Below are 18918 nucleotides of genomic sequence, written 5' to 3' on the forward strand. Positions count from 1 at the left end.
TGTTATGATAAAAATAAATCTTTCCAGGCTGGCTCTGATGTGCCTGATGATGTTTTTGGGATCTTGCAGTTCATCGCCTGAGCAACAGACAAACACACCTGCAGGGGGCGACAATAAGCCACCTGATGATCCTGCCGTGATCATTGTGGCAAAAAGCCGTGAATCGGGCGAGCTGGCGGAATTTCAGTCCCAGAATGGTGGCGACACCGCGAAACCCGAGACTTACCAGATCTATTCCGCTCGCGGCAATGTCATCCGTCAGACTTCAAAATCATCCGTACAAGAAGAGCTCAGCGGAGAGGTCACACTGAATTTCCAGGAAGCGGATATCGGTGAGGTGGTGAAGTCGGTAATAGGGGATATTCTACAGCGCAGTTATACCATAGCGCCGGGCCTGGAGGGATCGGTTATCCTCAGGACAACATCCCCCATTCCTAGGTCCGCCTTGATACCTACCCTGGAAACCTTGTTGCGCGCCAATGGCGCGGCCTTGATTGAACGTGAGGGCCTTTACGAAATTATCCCGCTGGATGAGGCGCGGGCTGGAGGTTTGAGCCCGAAATTACAATTGTCAGCGGATCGAGGTTATCAGATGGTGGTAGTGCCGCTGCGCTATATCGCCGTCAAGGAAATGGTCAAGATTCTTGAGCCTTTCAAAACAGAGCGGATACTCATTCAGCAGGACGAGTATCGAAACCTATTGATTCTTGGGGGAACCCATCGAGAACTGACCAGTGTGTTTGATACGATCGAAATGTTCGATGTGGACCAGTTGAAAGGTATGTCGGTAGGCCTGTTTCGTTTAGAAAATGTGGAAGCGAGCAAAATGGCCATCGAATTACAATCCATCTTTGGGGATGAAAACAGCGGCCCGCTCAGTGGTATGTTGCGCATAACTCCAATCGAGCGTCTTAATGCGTTATTGGTAATAACACCACAGGAAAGATACCTCGGTGAAATAAAACTATGGCTGCAAAGGCTGGATCACTCTGAAAATGCCAGCGGACTGAACATGTATGTGTACTATGTACAAAATGGCAAAGCCGTGGATTTGGCCGATATTCTGGGGCAGTTGTTCGCGGAGAACCGCAGCAATCGTAGCAACAAACCCCGTCTTGAGGAAGAGCGACCAACACCGGTTGACGTGGAAGGGGAGACGCAGGCGAAACCAGCAACCTCCTTGGCCGATTCCATTCTCGACACCGGGGATATTACCATTATCGCCCATGAAGAGAACAATGCCCTGTTAATACTGTCGAGTCCATCCGACTACAAGGAAGTGGAGAAGGCCTTGCAAAAACTGGACATTGTCCCCTTACAAGTGCTGGTCGAGGCCTCCATTGTTGAAGTCAGCCTGGATGATGAACTGCAATACGGCTTGCAATGGTTCTTTACCGGGGGAGCCGGTTCAAAAGACAGTCGTGGGGGCTTGAACATTCCCAATGATGGAATTTCCGATATTGTCCCCAATTTTGTGGACCCCAATTTTACCTATGCACTGTTTGACGCCGCCAGCACGCGAGTGTTGCTGAATGCGCTCGCCGAGGACTCGCGCCTCAATGTAATTTCATCCCCCTCGTTGATGGTGTTGGATAACTATACGGCGAGGATACGCGTCGGTGATCAGGTGCCTATTCGAACTTCGGAAACAACCAACACCAGTGGCACCGTGACAGTCCCCGATAGTCCGGTTACCGGTGCTCTGGTAACCAGTACGATTCAGTACCGAGATACTGGCGTATTACTGGAAGTCACACCACGGGTTAATGCGGGAGGACTGGTTATCCTGGACATTTCTCAGGAAGTGAATGATGTGGAGCAGACATTCACTTCCTCTATCGATTCCCCGACTATCACCCAGCGCCTGATCAATACCACCGTGGCGGTTCAAAGCGGAGAAACCATCGTACTAGGTGGTTTGATTAAAGAAACCAAAGATGAATCCAGTAGCGGCGTACCGTTTCTGCGTAAAATACCCATCATACGCTGGTTATTCAGTTCCGAGGGGCGCTCGACCTCTCGCACAGAGCTGGTGGTTATGATTACTCTCAACGCCGTGACCAACCTGGAGGAGTCACGCCAGGTTACCGATGAATACCGCCAAAAATTAAAAGATATTGGGATATAGTCAAAAACGCATTAACTGCGACCACAGCCTGGATCATCGCTGCACGGGAATATGAAACCGTCGCACGGAAGAAACGCAAGATCTATGCGCAATAGACCTGTGGCAGTCAACTCCCGAAGCTTGAGAGGGATGAGTTCTCAAGGCAGGCTTTTTTAAGGTCATGCACTTAAGCCAGGTGCTTTTAAGACCGATGCTCTCAACACAGATGAACTGCTCCCTAGGTGGGCCAGGCACCAATTCACAGTACTCGCAGACCTGCCAGGTCCCCTAAGCGCCAACACTCCGCTCGACTCAAATCTTGACTTTCCTCTAAATACAGTCGAAGTAAGCTCATTGTGTTTACAGTGGGTACCAGATTGTAATTTTTATGTATAGGCCATGCCTATGGTATTTTAAAAAAATATTATTTTATCTTCGCTTTAATGCTTGCTAGTGTGATTAACACTGTAGTTATTTAGCACTGCAGTTATTTAACACAGTGTGGTTGGTTCGGTTCGGTCTGATCGTTTGAGTTTGCCGGTGTGCAAGCGCTCAAAATGATTAACGTTACAAGCAGAGGAGTCGTATCACTGATAACGTATGCCAACTCTCTGCAGCGTTAAGTGCACCCATAAAAAGAAGCCCAGCTACTGTCGACAAAGTGGGGTGCAGACTTGGTTGTTACAGGTTGATCTCCATCAAACAGCAAATACACAATATAATTATATAAAAGTGATGCTATGAAAATAAAAACTCTCTCAGCTATCATTGCTGGCCTCAATGCCCTGCAAGTTACAGGTATCGCACAAGCTCAGAATGACAATCGATCGCTTTTGCTGGAAGAAGTCGTTGTTACGGCGCAAAAACGCGAGCAAAACGTTCTCGATGTCCCCATTGCCATAACCGTGGTCGGTTCTGACCAATTGGCCGATCAGCGAGTGTATGGTTTGGCGGATCTTGCACGAACATCTCCGGCTCTGGAAATGGTGCAGGCGTTTGGGGGGCCTGGTGGTGGAGGTCAGGTCAGAGGCGTTGGCACCAATTCATTTACCCGCTCGGCGGAAGGCGCCGTGGGCATCGTCGTGGACGGCGTGCCCCAGGGCAATGTGCCCAACAATGCGATCTTTGATCTGGAACGGGTCGAGGTCTTAAAGGGGCCGCAAGGCACCTTGTTTGGATTAACCGCGTCCGCCGGTGTCATCAATATGGCCACCGTCGCCCCCGACACGTCCACGGTGAAGGGCTACGTTCAGGCAGACTATTCACCGACATCGGGGTCTTCAGAATTTGGGCAAAAAACGGTCCGCGCAGCGATTAATGTGCCATTAACAGAACACTCCGCTTTACGTGTGGCGGCTAACTATGACGAAGTGGAAGGTGTCCAACACGATGCCGCCCGTGGTGAAGACAGTCTCAGTGAAGAAACCGCCATTCGAGCGCGGTATCTGCTGGAGGCTTCAGAGAGCGTGACCATCAACCTGATCGCTGATTACAGTGAGGGTGATGAAAACACCGCAAACCCCAATTTTGTTTACGTCGATGTGGAACAAGGGACGGATCTCTACAGTCACCTGGCCGATTGTGGCATTACCCCATCTGAGGATAATAATGAACGTTGCTTAACCTTTGATACCTACTCAGAGTATGAAAATTTTGGCTTTTCGGCCCAGGTGGATATTGAATTCGAGGCCGGCACGCTGACCTCCATAACCGGTTATCGCAAAAGGGAAGAGGGCCCCAGCAGTTTCGACATTATGGCCGATCCGCAGGCGCACGATCAGATTTACAGCACCGATGCGGTGTCTGAAGGCAAGCAAATATCCCAGGAAATTCGGTTTTCGTCCAACAGTGGAAAAACACTGGAATACACCGCGGGTCTTTATTATTACAAGTATGAAGGTGAATCTTCTTATGAAGGTGAACAAGGTGGGTTTTTCGTTGGCGTTCCTTCGATTCCGCCTTTCTTACCCTTCTGTAATTTTACCGACAAGCTGGCGGGTGTCTGCCACCCAGTGGCTGAGAAGTACAATACTGAAACGACTAATGAAGCTTATGCCGCATTTGGGCAGGCAACCTACCATATTAATGAACAGCTGAGTGTGTTGGCGGGTTTGCGCTATACCGATCAGGAACTGACCGACTATCAAAGTGCCAACCTGAATCACGATGATGGTATTGCGCCACAGGTTGGCGAAACCAGTGAAACCGATGTGTCGGGAAAAATTGGCATTCAATACAGTTTGGAAAACGGAACCATGTTGTTTGCCACCTATACGAGAGGATACAAGGGCCCACAAGTAGTTCCGGCGGATATGGGCTCGCCGGCGACGGTGATTGCGGCAGAAATTCCTAAAGCTTACGAGATTGGCGCCAAAGGTATTTGGGGTGAACGCGTGGGTTATGAAGCCACCGTCTTCTATAACGATGTCACAAACTACCAGGGGCAGAGTTGTGGCGTGAATAACGTGGGCGTACTCGATTGCTCCCCCACTTCCATTTCATCGGTGATCAGTAAAGGCGTTGAACTCAATTTCTTTGGGGATATTACTGAGCACCTCAGCATTAATGCCGGTTACATCTACAACGTTGCAGAGTATCCCTCTGCCTACAATGGCTTCGACCCCTATGATTTGCGGGTTGATGCTGAAGGCAGCCCTATCGGCTTCACGGATCTTGGCGGTGAACAGATTGTGGGAGTTCCCGAACATAAAGTGGTGCTAAACGCCAACTATACCGTACCTCTGAATGGTATGGATCTGGTGATCGGTGGCGATGCGGTGTACAAAGACGACGTCCGTTTAGGGCCTTCTGCGGATGAACGCTTTGTTTACGAGGCGGACTGGAATCTCTCGGCACGGGTGAGTCTGGAAGACCAGGCCGGTCGTTGGCGGGTACAGTTATTTGCCCGCAATATCACCGAGAATCGCGAACCGGCGACCCTCTTTGGTGGGCCGGATTATGTTGGCCCGGGCGCTGATGCCGCCAATCCGAACGGTTACGTCACCGGGGTGTCCGGCTGGACCACGAAAACAAGCCTGCGTCAAATCGGGTTGAGTACCGAGTACCGCTTCTAAGAGGGTACTGTAATCCTGTTGTTGGGGTAATCTGCAGGATGAGTCGGCTTGCGTTGGCTTATCCTGCAGTATTGCCGTCAGCCCATTCGCCCTTGCTATCCCGTAATCTCATTCTTTAAGACCGTTTCATTCTTACCCTCCCTCTATTTTCGACCTTTGTGGCGTATCCTGAACGCAAGTCGATTCCAGAAAATGTTCGGCCCGGCTCGCTTTTATCGTCTGCATAGCCCATAGAGTTCTCTTTCCCGTGATCCTGATTCAGGGTCGTTTTATACTGTCGTTTTACACTATAGTTAAAAGAATGGATGGCGCTGAAGAGTTAAGAGAATGGATGGTGCTGAATAGCCAGGATAACGGTTCGTGTTGAGTTCCTGACGGAGCTGGCACAAATTCATCGTTTATTGATACAGAGGCCAATATGGCGACCTGCGGTGAAGTGCTGATCAAAATGTTAGAAAACTACGGGGTCAACACCGTGTTTGGTATCCCGGGGGTTCATACGGTAGAACTTTATCGTGGTCTGGCCAGCAGTCATATTCGTCACATTACCCCACGCCATGAGCAGGGGGCAGGGTTTATGGCAGACGGTTATGCACGGGCTTCCGGTACCCCTGGCGTGTGTTTTATTATTACGGGTCCTGGGATGACGAACATTGCCACCGCCATGGGGCAAGCCCTCCAGGATTCTATTCCCATGCTGGTGATTTCGTCGGTGAATCGCCGTGGCCAATTGGGCATGGGAGAGGGCTTCCTTCACGAGCTGCCTGACCAGGGCAGCTTGGTGTCAGAGGTGTCGCGCTTCAGTCATCAGGTTAGACATCTGGACCAGCTGCCAAAAGTGCTGGCACGGGCCTTTGCTGTCTTCAACAGTGAGCGACCCGGCCCGGTACACATTGAAATTCCCATCGATGTGATCACCGAGCCTGCGGATCATGTGGACGTGACTTGCTATCCAATACCTCGTCCCCCGGCTCCTGCACCCGATGACGTGGCGAGGGCAATTGATATACTGCGCAACGCAAATCGCCCCCTTATTGTTATCGGTGGTGGCGCGGTTAACGCCGGCACCGAGTTACTCGTATTTGCCGAGAAACTCAATTGCCCGATCGTTAATACCGTCAATGCGAAAGGCGTTGTCCCTTACAGCCATCCTTTGGTTGTAGGAGGGTCGGGCTCCTGCGAGGCGATTCGCGATGAAATGCAGAACGCCGATGTCGTGTTGGCGGTGGGGACCGAGTTTTCAGAAACCGATTATGATTTTTTCTTTGCGGGTCCGATAAAAATCGATGGTGAATTAATCCGTGTGGATATCGACCCGTCTCAACTCAGTCGCAATGTAAAACCTACCCTGGCCATATGCAGCGATGCGCAAGAGATGTTCGTTGCATTGGCCCGGGACTTGCCAGAAACAGCCGTAAACGCTGATGGCCAGACGCGGGCCCAGGCATTAAAACGGCGCGTCAGAACGTTGGACTCGCCCAGGTACGCTGATTTTTTCGCGACTATCCGTGAAACACTGCCAGATGTCCTTATTGCCGGCGACTCCACTCAGCCGGTGTACTATGCCTGGCTATTTTATGAAACAGAGCAGCCTCGACGCTATTTTCACTCAGCCAGTGGTTTCGGCACTCTGGGATACGCCATCCCCGCGGCCATGGGTGCGAAATTGGGTCGCCCGGATCTTCCGGTGATTGGTTTAATTGGTGATGGTGCGGCTCAGTTCTCCATCGGAGAGTTGGCCAGTGCCGTCGAGGCGCAGGTGCCGGTGATATTTTTACTTTGGAACAATTCCGGCTATGGAGAAATCCGGCGCTTTATGGACGATGCCCAGGTGGACCGGGTTGGTGTGGACATCTATACCCCCGACTTTCAGATGATTGGTAAAGGCTTTGGTTGTGCAACGACACGAGCATCGAATCGAGAGGAGCTAGCGACTCAATTACTGGCGGCCTCTGTCAGATCGGGGCCTTCTTTGATCGAAGTGGCAGAATCCGATTTTGCTGACGGTTACCCTTTCCCCTGATAAAAAAACGGGCGATAGCGAATCGGGACGGTATGTTTATCCTGCCCAGAGTCATGCACCTTGCAGTGACGGTGGTCCGAATTGTGGCCGTTTTACGGGCGACAGCGCTGAGGGGTCGTGAAAAAGCGAACAACCGAGTATCATAGCGGCCCAGTTGTACCGGGGTTGTTGGATGTTCACATCCCACAACCAAAACCGTGGACCGTCGAATATTCTGGAACAGTTTTGTCAGATCACCCAAAACGCGAATCAAATTGGCAATTTTTCCTCCGCTACGTGCTCCGTCACAAGTGGTCCTATGGAACAGGAGTAATCCTGTTACTGGCCACTAACTGGTTTGCGGTCAGCATTCCTCGCTATATCGGTGCCTCCATTGATTTGCTCAAAGAGCAGTTACCCCAGCATCAGGGGGAGCTCAATACCTTGATATTGCTGATTGCCGGTTTGGCTTTAATGATGATGGCGACACGTACGCTATCGAGAATGCTTTTTTTCAACCCCGGCAGAGCGGTTGAACGCGATCTTAAAAATGAAGCCTTCACTCAGCTGACTCATCTGCAACGGGATTTTTTTGAGCGACATCCCACCGGCACGCTGATCTCTATTGTCAACAATGACATCAATGGTATCCGGGCTTTGGCCGGGGTGGTTATGCTGCAGGTATTCAACATTACTTTTGCCCTGTCGCTCACGCCCTACAAAATGTGGCAATTATCCCCCCAGTTAACGCTGTACTGCATGGTTCCGGTGGTCGCGACGTTTCTGGTGTCACACCGGGCCATTGGTCGTATGCGGCAGATGATGAAGGTGCGAATGGAAGAGTTACAGGCGCTGTCGTCCCATTCGGTGGAGTTACTGTCCGGCATCGAGGTCATCAAATCGAATCGCATTCAGGGCTGGGCGCGAGACGAATTTGCCCAGGGCAATGACAAATTATTGCGGCGGTCTCTGCAACTGGCCCGGATACGCACCCTGGTGCTGCCGATTCTGGGGTATACCGATCGCATCATGAAAGTCCTCATACTTGCGGTGGGTGGCGTCTATGTGATTCAGTCCGGGTTGTCACTGGGGGAGGTGGTGGCATTTTTGTCTTACGCCACCTTACTGGCCATGCCGTTTTTCTCCATGGCGATGATTTTCTCCTCATTTCAAAATGGCATTCTGAGCATCGAGAGTCTGCGCAAGATTCTCGACAGTGACATTCCGCCACAGGATCATCAGCACCTGCCTGATGCCGAGCGTCAACAATTGTTCAGTTCCGGTGTCAGTATCCGCAACCTCAGTTACACCTACCCGGGGCAGGCCGAGCCGGCGCTCAAGGGCATCAGTTTTGATATTCGTCCCGGCCAAACCATCGGTATCCTGGGCCAGGTCGGGTCGGGTAAATCCACTTTAGTGAATTGCATCAATCGGCACTTGGAGATTGAGCCCGGCCGTATATTTATTGATGACTACGACATCACTCAGCTGTCGCGCCGGGATTTGCGCAGTGCTGTGCGGACCATCACACAGGAACCGTTTTTGTTCTCCGATTCGGTGGTCAACAATATTCGTTTCAGTGCCGGTGACGAAGAGTCGCAGCCGATCGATGATGTGCTCTATCAAAGTGATCTGCAAGACGAGGTGGATAAATTCCCGGCAGGGGAGGACACCCTGGTCGGCGAGAAGGGGATTCTGTTATCCGGCGGTCAGAAACAGCGTTTGAGCTTGGCTCGCGCCATGTACACGCCCTCTAAATTGATGATTCTGGATAATGTCCTGTCGGCCGTGGACAACGACACTGAACGCTTTTTGCTGGGACAAATTTTCGACCATATGCAAAGTCAAAGTATTCTCATTGTCTCCCATCGTGCCAGTGTGCTGGAGCGGGTGGATTACATCCTGGTGATGGACCAGGGAGCAGTGGTTGCGCAGGGAACGCACAGGGAATTGCTGGAGCGTTCTCCACTGTATCGCCAGACCTGGCAATTACAGGCGGCTGAGCAGCAGGGGCAAGAAGAACCGGAAGCTCAACCCACTCGGCCCAGCAAAGACGAGGAGCCCAATCTATGAGTGATGTTAGTGGAAGCTCTGCGTCGCCTCGTCCAGGTTCGCAGCACAAGAGTTCGCAACAAAAGCGAGCGCAGCCTCCGGAGACAGAGCGGTTAGCCATCGATTGGCATTTGATTCGCCGCTTCCTCAAATACCTCAAACCTTATCGCCAACAGGTGCTGTTGGGGGCCGCGGCCGTCCCGTTGACCATTCTGTGCAGCGTGGCTTTTCCCTGGCTGATCATGCACATCATTGATACCCAGATCGTGCCCGGCAAAATCAGCGGCCTCTATTGGTGGTCGGGTTTGCTGCTGTTGGTTCTGATTGGCAATTATCTGGCCGACGCTTTGTTCAATTTTTTTCTGCAGAAGTCGGCGCTCTACGCGTTGCGAGATATGCGGGCCGATATGTTTGCCCGGGTACTGGCGTTTCCCCGCCGTTACTTTGATAAAACGCCAATTGGCGTCACCCTGACCCGTTTGACCAGTGATCTGGAGGCCGTCAACGAATCCTTCGCACAGGGGTTGCTGAGCATGGTGCGCGATGTGTTGACCACGCTGGCCCTGTTGATCTTTTTGTTTGTGATCAATTGGAAGCTGGCTCTGATGGTGCTGCTCATGGGGCCGCCCACTTATTTTATGACCGAAATGTTGCGTCGCCGCTTGCGCGATGCCTATGCCTCAGGGCGGGTGGTGCTGTCGCAGGGCACAGGTTACTTGCAGGAATGCCTCAACGGCATCAAGACCGTGCAGCTCTACTCAGCCGAAGAGCAGGTACAAAACAAGTATGAAGACTATACCCAGGGTTTCTTCCGGGCCCAGTCGCGCTCCAATTTCTACGACTCCGCGCTGTTCGCCATTATTGAGGGGATTACCACCATTGCCATGGCGTTGATCATCTGGTTTGGTGCCCGCGAGCTGCTGGCTGCCACAATTACCTACGGGGTATTGATCGGTTTCACCCAAACCCTTGATCGAATCTTTGTGCCTATTCGGGATTTTACCTCGCAAGTCGCCTCTATCCAGCGAGCACTCGCAGCCTTTGGTCACATCGAAGAAATATTTGAACAACCGCTGCAGGAAAGTGAGGTTGATACCTCGGTTCGTGATGGGGAGTTGACGGAGTCTTCAACGGTTGAAGACACGTTTCAATCCCTGGTCTTTGACAACGTCAGTTTCCGTTACAGTGACGACGGACCTCAGGTGCTCGACGGCGTGTCTTTTCAGCTCCTTAAAGGCCAGAAAATTGCCCTGGTTGGCAGTACCGGGTCTGGCAAGTCCACGATCCTGCGGTTACTTAACAGAACCTACGAAAATTACCAGGGCTCGATTTTACTCAATGGCCGCGAGCTGCGGGAGATCCCGCTGGGCCAGATCAGTCGGCTGTGCTCCCTGATGCAGCAGGAGGTCTTTCTTTTTAACCAGTCCATTGCGTTCAACATTAGCCTTGAACGCGAGGGTATCAGCCGCTCCGATGTAGAGGCAGCGGCCCGTTATGTCTATGCGGACGGGTTTATTGAACGCCTGCCGGGACAATACGAATTCCAGTTGCAGGGCAATGGCAGCAATCTGTCGGCGGGGCAGTGTCAACTGGTGGCATTTGCCCGAGCCATTGCCTCTGGCAGTGAGCTGGTGTTGCTGGATGAGGCGACTGCATCCGTGGATTCCGTGACCGAACAGCTCATTCAAAAAGCCATTGATCATGTGTTCATGGACAAAACCGTGATTGCCATTGCTCACCGCTTGAGCACGATTAAACACTCTGATCAAATCCTGGTCTTGGACAAGGGACGAATCATCGAGCGCGGCTCCCACCGCGAACTGGTTCAGATACAGGGCTTTTACGCGAATTTACTGAAGGAACTGCCTGGTAGTTGAAGGAATACGGGCAGCCCGAAAGCATTGGCTCCGATAGCTGCCGCTGGCCATGGGCCAAGCGGGTCGGTCGATGTAACATCGCCAGCCTTAAGCTGCCCCGCTTGAAATTGCCTGAGGCGGCTGCCTGAATCGTTGGTAGGGGTAAGGGTGTATAAAATACTCCGAAAAACATGTTACAACACGACTTGACGATAAGATCATGGCTTGGATAGGGAAGGGCCTCTCTGCAAAAACAGGCCATCCTTTTCCTAAACGGACAGCAGAAATTTATGAATCCAACGCAAGGTTTCGATATTGTTACTGACGCTGCCCAAACTTTTCCTAAGCTGATCAGAACCAGCGCCAGACTCTACGGGGAAAGTCCGGCAATCAGCCTGACGAGCGCTACGGGGGACACACATTCGGTCTCGTTTGTCGAACTCGACTCGCGTTCTGCTGAACTGGCCCGTGGGTTGATTGCGCGCGGAGTGGGGAAAGGCAGTCGGGTGGGGTTTATTTACGGCAACGGCCCTGAGTTCGCGGTGGCTTTTGCGGCCATCGCCCGGGCTGGTGGCATTGCCGTGCCGATCAGTACCTTGGCGAAGGCCCATGAGCTGGTACGAATTTTAAGACAGTCGGATATCAGCGGTTTGCTGTTGCAACGTTCATTGCTGGGCAAGGATTATGTGCAACGCCTCTGTGACGCGTTGCCAGCATTGGTGACGGCGACAACGCCCGATCTTCGATTACAGCAAGTGCCCTTTCTGCGTTGGGTGGTATCCACCGGACCGGACCTGCCGGTATCGATCCGTGACCAACAGTGGTTGCTGTCTGCAGCCAAATCAGTGAGTGACGAGTTATTGCGTGAGGTTGAGTCGGAAGTTCATTCGACCGATCAGGTTCTGGAAATTTACACCTCCGGCTCTATGGCCATGCCCAAGGGTGTCAAACACTGTCACGGCCCCATGCTGCAGCGTACTCAATATTTGTGCCGGATGCGTCCACTGCCTCCCGGTGCCGAAATCATGGTGGGCCTGCCGATGTTCTGGGTTGGCGGTATGATGCTGTTTTTGTTGGCTAATTGGACTGCCGGTGCGAAAACCGTTTGCAGTGAAGGCACCAGTACCAACAGCAAAATTGCCATGGGCAGTGTACTGGCCAAGGACGATATGTTTGAGCTGCCCGAGGGCATGACCATTTGGGCTCTGGGTATGACAGAAACTCTGGGGCCTTATTCCTACGCCGATGAGATGCGAGCACCGGGTTACCCGCTGTGTCCACCGCTGGATCATATTGCCGATGGCTTCGAGGTGCGGGTAGCCGATGAAGACGGCAAACCCGTGGCCGATGGCGCAGTGGGAGAAATTCAGGTGCGTGGCTATGCGTTGACACCGGGTCTGCACAAGATGGAGCGCGATGCCTATTTTACCGTAGATGGCTATTACCACACCGGCGATCTTGGTCAGCGTGACGGCAAGCGTATCCATTTTGTCGGGCGCGATGGCGACATGATCAAAACCGCCAACAGCAATGTGTCTCCAGCTGAAGTGGAATACGAACTGCAGCAGTTGGATGGCATTCACTCGGCGTATGTTGTCGGCATTCCCGATCGAGAGCGAGGTCAGCTGCTGGTGGCGGCTGTGGTACCTCGCGACGATGCGGAACTGGACTTTGCAGACATTCAGGCGCAATTAACGGAAAACCTGTCCAGTTACAAGGTACCTCGCGCCTATGTGGCCATCAGCCGGGATGAGGTGCCCATGCTGCCCAGTAACAAGGTGGCCAGACGTCAGATTGAAGCCATGATGATTGAAAAACTGAACCGCTGAAGACGTGTCTTGGCCATCATCTTTCGCAATCAAGAAGTGGATCATTGCTGGGGGTTGCAGAGCCAGCTAAGTATTGCTCATTCGCCTGTTCAGACGTCGGACAAACGACTTCATTCATAATGTGACCACCATCGTTGCTGTTGTTATAGCGCACAATTACATAAGCGAAAAAACTTATAGGATAAAGCTTTCTAAGCTCGAGTTATTGTCAATTGATGACTGAACTACACTTATGGATCAGTTCATCTCCAGTTTCTCAAAAATGATAAAAACGATTTATTCAGATGAGGACTCGACAATGACTATTGGAAATGCAATCGGGGAGTTTTCTTCCAAATCCACAAGCATCACAGTTTCAGATGATAACGATGGACGAGTGATCACCCAGGTCAATTTTGAAGGCATGGCGGATGGCTATGGCGTCATAACATCAACTATGGCCTTCTATGGCTCCGAGCCTGGCGCTGACAGAGGGCATGTTAGCTATGCTGGTCAGGCTTTTCCGCCAGAAGGCCGCTTTGTCACGGGTACCGGTGAAGGGGTTTTCGAGGAATCGGGAACCCATGAATGGCGAGTACGATTGACGATTCACGTGTCTGATGGAAAGTTGCTGTTAAGTGATGGTATCGTCAAGTTGAAAGACCGTTCGTATACCGGAAAAATTTATGAATGGGAATGACTGGGCAACACTTTTTTAACTGCAAGCCCGCCAGCCAAAACAAACAGAAGGGGCGTAATCAGAGGCCAGCCCTATTAAGCGGGTAGGTAGAATATGGCGAAGGCACATGCCACAGCTGGGTTTGAGGGCCTGCCCCGGGTTCTTCGCAATTATGACCTTCGAAGAGTGTAAATATACGGACATTCATTCTTTAAAGTGGCCATGTGACTGGCATGCCCCCTGATCCTCAGGCTTAATCGTCTTGAAAGCTCAGTGCATAACAATTTAATAATTGAGTAAATCAAGATGATGGTAAGATTTTCTGGCCTGACTGCATTGGGGAGCAATGCCCCCGTGTTTACCAGATTCACCTCTTTAATCGCGGCTGTATTGATTTCGGCATTGTGGCAGCAGCCGTCTGTCGCCGCCACAGATTCTGTTTTGGCGACTACGCCAATGACGTCTCAACAACCGTTTTCTCCTTCCTTGCGAACTCCGGCTGAAAATCAACTGTTTTGGGGTGATTTACACCTCCATACCAATCTCTCCACCGATGCTTACATTAACGGCTCTAGGAGCATTGGCCAGGAAGAGGCCTACCGTTTTGCCATGGGAGAGACCGTGACCTCCGATATTGGTATCGAAGCCAAGCTGAATCGACCACTGGATTTTCTGGCTGTGACAGATCATGGAGAGAATCTGGGGTTGTACGCTCGCATAGAAGCCGGGGATCCGCTAGTGGTAGGACAACCGGTTGGCGACCGCTACGCCGAAGTGCTGGATCTGTTTGGGAAGGTGGGGTTGCGCAATGCCTTTATGCAAGTCATTGGCAAGCACGGCCCGATGCCGGACATGCCCACCAGTGTTCTGCGTTCTATCTGGAGCGATGTTACGCAAATAGCCGATCGTTATAACCAACCGGGGCAATTCACCACGCTGATTGGATACGAGTGGACCTCCATGATCAACGGTGACAATCTGCATCGTGTGGTCTTGTTTCGCGATGATGCTGACCTCACCAGCCAAGTGTTACCCATTGATGCCAATGAGAACCCCGACCCGGAAAGCCTTTGGGCGGGACTGGCCCATTATGAAGAGGCCACCGGTGGTCAGGTATTGGCCATCCCTCACAACGGCAATCTCTCCAATGGACGGATGTTCTCTCCCCAGCGTGTTAACGGAGACCCTATAGATCGACGCTACGCGGAAAATCGCATGCGCTGGGAACCGGTCTACGAAGTCACGCAGATGAAGGGAGATGGCGAGAGTCATCCCACCCTGTCGCCAACGGATGAATTTGCCAATTTTGAAACCTGGGATACAACCAACGTTGCCTTTAGCACACCGAAAGAACCCTGGATGCTGCGTTACGAATACGCTCGTTCGGCTCTGAAAGATGGTCTTGAGTATGACCGGACCCTGGGGGCCAACCCGTTCAAGATGGGATTGGTGGGAGGGACGGATACTCACACCGGTTTGGCCACCACCAGAGAAGATAATTACTTCGGCAAGTTCAAAGGCTCGAATCCTTCGGCCGAGCGCTTGAAGGCCAAAATGGGGGGGCAGTTCCAGTCCAACCTGGATTTAGGTGCTTCGGGATTAACCGGTGTTTGGGCCAGAGAAAACAGTCGTGAGGCCATCTTTGATGCTCTCCGCCGTCGCGAGGTGTATGCCACCAGCGGCAGCCGAATCCGCTTGCGATTTTTTGGGGGGTGGAACTTTCAGCCAGAGGACGTTACCCGTGCGGATTACGCTCGCTATGGTTACCGTTCCGGTGTGCCGATGGGCAGTAATCTGCCCGCAAGGGAGAACGCCAATGCGCCGAGCTTTATGATCCATGCAGTGCGTGACCCGGATGCCGCCAATCTGGATCGGGTGCAGGTGATTAAGGGATGGCTGGACGATAAGGGGCAAAGCCACGAGAAGGTTTACAATGTGGCGCTTTCCGACGGTCGCACTGCCGATCGTAAAGGCCGGGTGCAACCACTAAAGTCGACGGTGGACGTCGCCAAAGCCACCTACAGCAACTCAACAGGGGATCCAGAGTTGATCTCTTGGTGGCAAGACCCGGAGTTTGATCCGTTGCAGCCGGCGTTCTACTATGTTCGGGTGTTAGAAATCCCGACGCCACGCTGGACCACCTATGACGCGGCTTATTTCGACACTGAGCTTCCAGAGTCTGTGCCTGTAGAAATACAGGATCGGGCTTACAGTTCACCTATTTGGTATCAACCGTAAGCTGGAGAAAGAGGAAAGCCCTCGCTTAGCTCGTTTGCGTCTTGAGTCTTTCATTTTCAAAGGGTTCAGGGCGCGGCGGTTTAATGGCCATAAGCGGCAAACTTCAGCCAATAATGGATTCAATTGCGCCCTGGCAACCACCAGCTAAATAATTAACGGGTCTATATTTCGGTGTTAGGCTTGATCATGACTTATTTCTGTTAATCACATAGGGAAGCATCGATTCAAGTCAAAAAATACTGTTCTTGCCAATCACCAAAAGGGCGTTGAATACTGACAATATTGAACGAATGAATATAAAATATCGACACCAGTTATTGGCTGCAACAAAATCAGTGGTTTGCCTTTGGCAGACCGTCACCTCGTAGGTTGCTGTTAAAAATCATTGACGGCTGATGCCGTCATCAGCCGTCAATGATTTTAATATTTTAGTGTCTCAGCAACGTTAACAGCGCCTGACCAAAACGGTAGTTCAAACAGTGAATTAAAATATTCAGTGTTTTCAAGCTAAACTGACCGTTACTGGCCAGAGCCATAGATTTTAACGGGGTGCTTTTCATCACATTCTGCACGATGGTAACCAGCTGGGTATCGTCCTTATCGATTTGGGTGTGCTCCAACATTTTTTCTGCAAAGGCTTTTGCTATATGGCGCCCCAAGCGTGATGACTCCAGTTCGGTGAGGGTGGAATTGACTGTGAATGGGCGGGTTGGTTCGGTGGTTGGAATATCCCTTTGCAGCATGTCTTGAAAAATTGTATCGGGTATTTGACGGGTCTCGGCAGTCATGGCCTGAAAAAAAGCACTCACCGGGTCTGTACTCACTATCGTTTCAGTACTTACCACAGGTTCTCTAACCGGGATGGTCACCGGTATCTGCAAGTGCAGGTGACGGCTTGAGCTGCCCACATCGATGCTGTATTGCCCCGGGTTTTTCAGCCAGCGTTGTTGCTTCACACAGTAAAAATCAAAGGCGTGGAGATCAAGACTGATGTCTACGGAGCGCTTTTCGCCCGCCGGGATTAACAGCTTGGCAAAGCCTGCCAGTTGTTGCCTGGGCCGATGAACATTCGACGATTGACAGCCCACATACAGTTGCACAATCTCTTCACCATCGTGGTGACTGTCATTGTGGAGCGTGACTCGGATACGTACTCCCTCTGCCAGCGGGTCGCCCTGCAAATCGGCCTTGAGGTAGCGGAAATTACTGTAACTCAATCCATAACCGAAGGGAAAAAGAACGGCTTTATCGACAGTGTTGAAGTAACGATAACCGACATACAGCCCCTCCCGGTATTGCACCTGGCGTGCACTGCCGGGAAAGTAGGCATCGGCCAGCAGGTCGCTCTGTCGCAGCGGAAAAGTCTCCGCCAGCTTTCCACTGGGATTGGAGGCACCTGTTAACATATCCGCGATGGCACTGCCAGATGCCTGCCCGGTCAGATAGCCTTCCAACAACGCATCCACCTGCTCAAGCCCGTTCATGGTTATCGCAGAACCATTGCTTAAAACCACAACGCTGGGCACATCAACTGCGGCTACAATGTCAATCAGGCGCTGATGTTGTTGTGGCAGTGATAACTGAGATCGATCGGCGGTTTCTGTTTCAAAGCTTTCCGGCAGGCCGGCAAACAACACGACAATGTTGGCGGCTTGTGCAATCTCTACAGCGTCAGAGATCAGGGCTTCGTCATTGGGTGAATGTTTCGGACAATAGCCGTCGGCATAAAGTAAGCGGGTGCCAGGATGCTGTTCTGCCCAGCTCGCAAGGCTGTCGTAGGCAGCGTCGATCTGGGTCGGATTCACTTTAGAGCTGCCGCAGCCCTGAAAGCGCGGTTGCTTGGCAAAGGCACCGATGACGGCAATCGTCTGTCCGGTTTGCAGCGGCAGTGTCTGTCGCTCGTTTTTCAACAAAACTACCGAGCGCCGGGCAGCCTCCCGAGCCAGGTGATGGTGGGCCGGGAGATCAACTTCCGTTGGCAGTACTGGGCGTTGTCGGGCCTTCAGCATTAACTCAATAATACCGGTGACACATCTATCCAGCTCTTTTTCTGTCAAACTACCATTGCTAACTGCTTCAATAAGCTGTTGATCCGTAACGCCCCCATTACCGGGCATTTCCAGGTTCAGTCCGGCTTCTATGCTGCGCACTCTGTCGTTGCTGGCCATCCAGTCAGAAACAACGATGCCCTCAAACTGCCAGTCTTTTCGCAACACCTGAGTCAGCAACCAGGCATTGTCGCTGCAATAAGTACCGTTCAGGCGGTTATAAGCCGACATCACACTCCAGGGTTGTGACTGCTCAATCGCCACTTCGAAACCACGCAGATACAGCTCTCTCAGGGTCCGATCGTCAACTACCGCATCGGTGATCATGCGATTGGTTTCCTGATTGTTGACGGCAAAATGTTTAAGGCAGGACCCCACGCCTTGTGACTGCACTCCACGAATCATCGCCGCGGCCAATTGACCGGTGAGCAGAGGATCCTCGGAAAAGTATTCAAAGTTGCGCCCGCCCAATGGGTGGCGTTTGATATTGATCCCTGGCCCGAGTAACACGGCCACATTTTGAGCGGCCGTCTCCCGCCCCAGTGCCTCACCTACGGTTTGCAGTAACTCCAAATCCCAGGAGCTGGCCAGGGCCGAAGCGGTTGGGAAGCATGTGGCTGGCACACTGTTATTCATGCCCAGGTGATCACTGTCACCCGCCTGCTTGCGCAGACCGTGGGGGCCATCGGTGACCATCAGCGCGGGCAGCTTGAACCGGGGCAGTGATTTTAGTTGCCAGAAATTTTCGCCGGAACACAAGCTGGCTTTCTCCTCAAGGGTCATCTGTTCAACCAATTGCTTGGCCTGGGTGGTTAAGGCGTTATTGGAGGAGGGCCGTGTTGTATTCATGGTTGTCCTTTAGCTGTTTTCTTTTTTGATTAGTGATTAGTGCCGCGCAAGCGCGCAATCATGAACTTGATCAGACGGTAGAAGCCATAGAGCAAGGCAACCACCAAAATCAGCAGCGGTACAGCGACGATCGCCACCCCCTGCAGAGCGTATCTTGGGTAAAACCTGGCCTGTTTTAGTTGTTATGATGCAATCACTGTACGGC

9 protein-coding genes are annotated in these 18918 nt (G+C 52.0%); 8 read left to right on the forward strand and 1 reads right to left on the reverse strand.

The window, feature by feature from the left end; all coding sequences use genetic code 11:
• Nucleotides 1-4: 4 nt before the first annotated feature.
• From gspD to G8770_RS09560, 8 genes are all read left to right on the forward strand, one after another.
• Complete coding sequence (gene gspD / locus G8770_RS09525) at nt 5-2128, forward strand: type II secretion system secretin GspD (protein ID WP_167185318.1); 2124 nt, start codon at nt 5-7, stop codon at nt 2126-2128.
• 719 nt (nt 2129-2847) lie between these two features.
• A complete protein-coding gene (locus G8770_RS09530; protein WP_167185321.1) occupies nt 2848-5181 on the forward strand; it encodes a TonB-dependent receptor in 2334 nt (777 codons plus the stop codon).
• Between the two features lie 418 nt (nt 5182-5599).
• Nucleotides 5600-7204 carry a 5-guanidino-2-oxopentanoate decarboxylase gene (locus G8770_RS09535; protein WP_167185324.1) on the forward strand — a complete coding sequence of 535 codons (1605 nt, stop codon included), beginning with the start codon at nt 5600-5602 and terminating at the stop codon, nt 7202-7204.
• Between the two features lie 225 nt (nt 7205-7429).
• Nucleotides 7430-9256, forward strand: a complete 1827-nt coding sequence (locus G8770_RS09540; protein ID WP_208022165.1) for an ABC transporter ATP-binding protein — start codon at nt 7430-7432, stop codon at nt 9254-9256.
• Entirely contained in the window at nt 9253-11112 is a 1860-nt protein-coding gene (locus G8770_RS09545; RefSeq protein WP_167185327.1) for an ABC transporter ATP-binding protein, read from the forward strand. The genes G8770_RS09540 and G8770_RS09545 overlap by 4 nt, the downstream gene beginning before the upstream one ends.
• A 269-nt stretch (nt 11113-11381) precedes the next feature.
• Nucleotides 11382-12920: a class I adenylate-forming enzyme family protein gene (locus tag G8770_RS09550; RefSeq protein ID WP_167185330.1), complete on the forward strand. Its 1539-nt coding sequence runs from the start codon at nt 11382-11384 to the stop codon at nt 12918-12920.
• Nucleotides 12921-13152: 232 nt separating this feature from the next.
• Nucleotides 13153-13599: a hypothetical protein gene (locus G8770_RS09555; protein ID WP_167185332.1), complete on the forward strand. Its 447-nt coding sequence runs from the start codon at nt 13153-13155 to the stop codon at nt 13597-13599.
• 333 nt (nt 13600-13932) lie between these two features.
• Entirely contained in the window at nt 13933-15816 is a 1884-nt protein-coding gene (locus G8770_RS09560) for a DUF3604 domain-containing protein (RefSeq protein WP_208022166.1), read from the forward strand.
• Between the two features lie 428 nt (nt 15817-16244).
• Here G8770_RS09560 and G8770_RS09565 read toward each other — a convergent pair whose 3' ends face one another.
• Nucleotides 16245-18713 carry a beta-glucosidase gene (locus tag G8770_RS09565; RefSeq protein ID WP_167185335.1) on the reverse strand — a complete coding sequence of 823 codons (2469 nt, stop codon included), beginning with the start codon at nt 18711-18713 and terminating at the stop codon, nt 16245-16247.
• Nucleotides 18714-18918: the final 205 nt, after the last annotated feature.

The organism is Pseudomaricurvus hydrocarbonicus, assembly GCF_011602365.1.
GTDB lineage: Bacteria > Pseudomonadota > Gammaproteobacteria > Pseudomonadales > Cellvibrionaceae > Pseudomaricurvus > Pseudomaricurvus hydrocarbonicus.

Bases quoted from the DNA above. Each gene is read 5' to 3' on its own strand.
- gspD (WP_167185318.1), top strand. From the start codon at position 5: ATGATAAAAATAAATCTTTCCAGGCTGGCTCTGATGTGCCTGATGATG.
- G8770_RS09530 (WP_167185321.1), top strand. From the start codon at position 2,848: ATGAAAATAAAAACTCTCTCAGCTATCATTGCTGGCCTCAATGCCCTG.
- G8770_RS09535 (WP_167185324.1), top strand. From the start codon at position 5,600: ATGGCGACCTGCGGTGAAGTGCTGATCAAAATGTTAGAAAACTACGGG.
- G8770_RS09545 (WP_167185327.1), top strand. From the start codon at position 9,253: ATGAGTGATGTTAGTGGAAGCTCTGCGTCGCCTCGTCCAGGTTCGCAG.
- G8770_RS09550 (WP_167185330.1), top strand. From the start codon at position 11,382: ATGAATCCAACGCAAGGTTTCGATATTGTTACTGACGCTGCCCAAACT.
- G8770_RS09555 (WP_167185332.1), top strand. From the start codon at position 13,153: ATGGATCAGTTCATCTCCAGTTTCTCAAAAATGATAAAAACGATTTAT.
- G8770_RS09565 (WP_167185335.1), bottom strand. From the start codon at position 18,713: ATGAATACAACACGGCCCTCCTCCAATAACGCCTTAACCACCCAGGCC.